At 64.2% G+C, this 4,561-nt stretch carries 3 protein-coding genes; all 3 read right to left on the bottom strand.

Features of this window, described 5'->3' with window-relative positions:
- Positions 1–1,163: 1,163 nt before the first annotated feature.
- Positions 1,164–2,504, bottom strand: a complete 1,341-nt coding sequence (locus BN10_RS14475) for an ISL3 family transposase (RefSeq protein WP_010851994.1) — start codon at positions 2,502–2,504, stop codon at positions 1,164–1,166.
- A gap of 213 nt (positions 2,505–2,717) precedes the next feature.
- Entirely contained in the window at positions 2,718–3,101 is a 384-nt protein-coding gene (locus BN10_RS14470) for a hypothetical protein (protein ID WP_010851993.1), read from the bottom strand.
- Positions 3,098–4,291 (bottom strand): TRAFAC clade GTPase domain-containing protein, encoded by a 1,194-nt coding sequence (locus BN10_RS14465; protein WP_010851992.1) that lies wholly within the window; start codon positions 4,289–4,291, stop codon positions 3,098–3,100. The genes BN10_RS14470 and BN10_RS14465 overlap by 4 nt, the downstream gene beginning before the upstream one ends.
- Positions 4,292–4,561: the final 270 nt, after the last annotated feature.

The following is a 4,561-nucleotide window of genomic DNA, read 5'->3' as shown; positions in this document are numbered from 1 at the left end:
GGCGGAGGCGTTGCAGGCGGGTGACGCTGTGCAAGCGCGAGCGTTGGTTGCGATGAACTTGAGAACGGGGCCCCTTGGGCCGAGACTGCTCTCCGCCACCCTTAGGAACGCGGTGAAGAAGCAATTCTATCGAGAATTCTGGGGCAGTTTGAGCCCCGATGAATTTTCGCACCCTGAAGACTTGGAAAGACTTCCCCTGCTCAGTCGCTCGGAATACTCTCGGAACTACATGAACAGTGAGCCACATCCCGAAGGATTGCTTATCTCCCATTCCAGTGGGTCCTCAGGTAGGGACTTAGTCTGGAGGTACAGGACCAAAGAAGAACAGCGTCTTATCGCGCTCCTATTCGCGTACGGGGTGCCGAGCGCCTTAACTATTGCTATAGCATTGCGATATGGCCAGCACGGTATGGAAATGCAGATCCCAACGCGGGGGCTCGTCATTCCTGGCAGTTCTTGGACAAAGAATGGACGTGACCAATGTGTTGAGCTGCTGCGAACTGGGCACAATATCGGAGGGAATGTTATCTTCCCAACCTCGTTGTCCGGCCAGGCGGACGACGTCACGAGATTGGCAGAGTCTGTTATGGAGTTCGGAATATCCGAAGATCTTAAGATTGCCGATGTGTATGTGGCTGGTGATTTACGAGCGGCGGACTGGACTGCCATACATGAGGCTTTTCCTAGGGCGGCAGTGACGCAAAAATACTCGCTATCCGAGGTATTTGGCGGGGCGCAACGCGGATCCCCAAGCCAGCCCTACCGACTTGACCCGTTTGTGATCGGCGAAGTCGTGGGGCCGGATGGACGAAGTGTTGGCCAAGGTGAAGCGGGGGAACTTGTATTGACAGAGTTGTTCCCATTTGTCCAGCATCAGCCGCTCATCAGGTATCGAACCGGAGACGTCGTTGTTCGAGAGTCGGAGGACGGCTCAGAAAATCTCCTATTCTCCAATGTTTCAAGAGTTCGGGGAGGCGGCTAGGGTCAGTCTTAGCGCAGGCGACGCGCGATGGGCCGCACGCATGTTGCTGTGGCGTTGGCGCATTCTTGGCGTTAATCATTCCAAACGCGTTGTAGCTGGGCCCCCGGCGAAGCCGTCACGCAGCCCTGGGCGGCAGCGAGAGGTCCGGGGCATTAGGGGCTCTTCGCCGTTGAGTGTGGGGTCATAGGTTGAGGCCGCCGCCGATGAGGAGCATCCGGAGGCGGTAGTTCTCGAGGTTACGGAAGCCGCGGGCGATGCGTCGGTGGAGTTCGATGAGTCCGTTGACGGCTTCGGTGCCGCCGTTGTTGGCGCCGTCGGTGTCGAAGTAGCCGAGGAACTCGGTCCGCCACTGGGTCAGGGTCTTGCCGAGTCGCTTCACTTCGGGGATCGGGCACGAGGTGAACGAGTCGAGGATCTTCTCGGCGACGGCGCGGCCCTCGGCGTGGGTGGGCTGGTGATACACCGACCGGACCTGCTGGCTGCACAGGTAGGCGACCTCGACCTCGACGTGCCGGTCGTCGGCGGCCCAGGCGTCGGCGAGCCGGGCGCGTTGCCGGTCGGTGAGGTTCTCGGCGCCGGCGCGCAGGATGTTCCGGACCCGGTACAGCGGGTCGTTCTTGCGGCCGCGGTGGCCGTGGATCTCCTGCTGCACCCGGCGCCGGACGTCGTCGACCATCTTCGTGCCGAGTCGGACGACGTGGAAGGCGTCCAGGACCGAGCGGGCATCCTCGAGCTGGTCATCGATCGCGTTCTTGTACCCGTGGAACGGGTCCAACGTGGCGACCTCCACGCGGGCCCGGAAGGCCTCGCCGCGGTCGGTCAGCCAGGTCTTGTAGGTGTCGCCGGAGCGGCCCGGGACGAGGTCGAGCAGCCGCGCCCGGACGACGAGTTCGCCTGTCTCGTTGGGGTGCAGCGTGAGGTCGACCATCCCGGTCAGCTCCTTCGGGCCGCGGCCGCCGTCCTCGCTGGGCTTGGTCGAGACGTGATGCCAGATGTGCTCGTCGACGCCGAGCCGGGTGACGCCCTCGAACCGGGCCGGGTCGTCCGCTGCGGCCTGCAGGATCGGCTTGATCGTCTCCCACACCGTCCGCCAGCCGCAGCCGAGCTGGCGGCGGATCCCGTTGACCGAGGCGTGTTCGCGGCGGATCTGCTCGACCGCCCAGCGCGCCGCCCGCGCGGTCAACTTCGACCTGGGCGCCGTGATGCTCTCGTCCTGCTCCAGGAACGACCCGACCGGGCACCCCGCCTCGGGGCACACCCAACGCCGTTTGCGCCACACGATCCGCACCGGGCGACCGAACGCCGGCGCGTCGACCAGGCGAACCTCGACCCGGCCGTGCGCGTGCGCGACCACCCCGCACGACCAGCACCCCGTCACCGACGACTCTGACTCCACCGTCACCGTGAGAGCGTCACCATCGTCCCTGGCCACGCTGGTCACGCGGAGGCCGTCCAGGCCGACCAGCAGGTCACAACGGTCGCAGTAGCCGCCCACCGGGCAGCACAACGTAGGCTCGCTCATCGTCGAGGTCCTCGATGTCAGAAGAGGTAGAAGTCCTCTGATCCTCGGGGACCTCGACCCCCCAGCCGGTCAGTCCGCCCACCGGCGCGCCGACCTCACCCCACACTCAACGGCGAAGAGCCGGAATAGGTGCGTCCAACCGCCGCCCGTCGACCACACTCACGGTTGCGGGCGTGCCTGGGGTGATCCCTTGGGTGCGCAGGCTGCACATGGCTAACAGTCGAAGCGGAGATCATCCTCGGCTGGTGCAACATCGGCGTTCCAGACGCGGGCGTAGGCGTGCTCGACGAGGGGCCAGAGCTGCGTGGTCCCGTCATCGACGGACGTGATCTTCGCGGCGAGATCGCCGAAGGCGACGAACTCGTGGGGGATGACGCGGCCCGAGGCGTCGCGGCGTCCTTGTGGATCCGGGAACCGGACAGCGACGACCTTGCCCATCTGGTGCCAAACAGCAGGGTGGTCGAGGGCTCCGGCGAAGGCTCGCTCGTAGTCCGGTAAGGGATCCTCCCGGCCGGCGTCGAGCAGGAACCGAAAGCCCCACGTGTGCCCGCGCGTAGCCCAGATCAACTGAGTCGGGCGCTTTGGGTGGGGACTCACTTCTGTGTCCGGAGCACCTTGTCGCGAACGCCTTGGTCGAGGTCGAGCTTGAACTGGGTCAGCATCGCTCGCAGGTGGTCGTTGTGGGCGCGGGCGTCCTCGTTCATCTTCTTGAGTGTGGGTCCAGCCACGGCCACGGCGGCGGCGAGCTTCGGCAGCACCTTGGCAACGAAGTCGGCTCGTTTGTCGGTCTTGGCGAACTTCTTGATGAGCTCGTCAAGTTTCACGTACTTCGCCCCGGTCAGCGCGGCGGCGATCACCTCGGCGCCGTCGGCGAGCGAGTCCACGACCTTCCGCGGAATCGTCATCCGCTGCTCCCACAGGACCCGGCGCTCCAGTGGCAGGAGTGACGCGATGGGGAGGATCAGGTCGAGCCCGATGCGCTGCTTGACGTCGATGTCAACTGGCTGCGGGTCACCTGGCTTGAGCTGGAACTTCGCGGACGACAGGAGGATGAAGTCCTCCCCGATCGAGAGTGCCTCCGGAGTCTCGATGAGCTCGGCGACAGCACTGCGGAGCCGTTCGATGTCCTCGGAGGCCTTCAGTATGACGAGGTCGCGGAAGGTGCTGACGTCCCAGTCGGGGAACAAGTCCGCCTTGGACAGAGCCAGAATCCAGATTCTTGGGAACTCGACCAATGGCCCGTTCTCCGCGAGGAGGTCGTCCTTGAGTCGCATGAGGTTCTGACGGAAGTTGCCCAGGAGTGACTTCAGGTAGCGCTCCTCTTCGTCCGCGTAGTCGAGCAACTTCTGACCGTCGACAAGGAGGAGCGCGACGTCAGAGCGGAGCAGTGAGAGGAACGTGTCGGAACGTCGGTTTCGCTCTTCGGGGCTGCTCGGGTCGTCCGTGAACCACTCGCCGGGGTAGTCGTGCCAGGCGAGGCGCAACTCATCGAACGGTCGCTTCTTGCCTTCGGGTTCATCGCCGGCCTTGAGCTTGACGGAGAACTCGTAGGTGGTGTTGGCGAACCGCGTCTGAATCGGGACGGTCGCGCTGTCGCGCATGCCGAGGTAGTTCTGGTAGAGCCGATGTCCCTGGCCGGTCTGACGAGCGACCAGGTCCCACAGGTCGTTGACGTAGGACCCTTCCTGCGTTGGGCCGTAGAACGAGGAGACCAACACCGTCTTGCCCGATCCGGCTTCACCGAAGACTGCGATGTTCTGTTCTCGAACGCGGGGGTATTTCGCCATGCACCGAACCTATCCCGGACCTCCAACGGTTCGACGGCGTACCCGTCGAATCAACGGGGAGAACTCGACGAACCCATACCTGTCAACAATCGGTGGTGCAGGGGGCAGTAGCCACTTCCCCGCCAACTGACGGAATGCGGGAGTTCCGCCCAAGGGCGCCGGGATGAGTCCCCGGGCGGGGTTGAGTGCAGCCAGACCACGTCCCAGCGCGCGTCGCTTCTCGCTCCCAGCACCGCCGCGGCATACGAACTGGGACGAGAAATGGGAGGG

Source organism: Phycicoccus elongatus Lp2 (assembly GCF_000367525.1).
Taxonomy (GTDB): domain Bacteria; phylum Actinomycetota; class Actinomycetes; order Actinomycetales; family Dermatophilaceae; genus Phycicoccus_A; species Phycicoccus_A elongatus.
The sequence above is the reverse complement of the archived record's forward strand: the minus strand, read 5'-3'. Positions and strand labels throughout refer to the sequence as shown.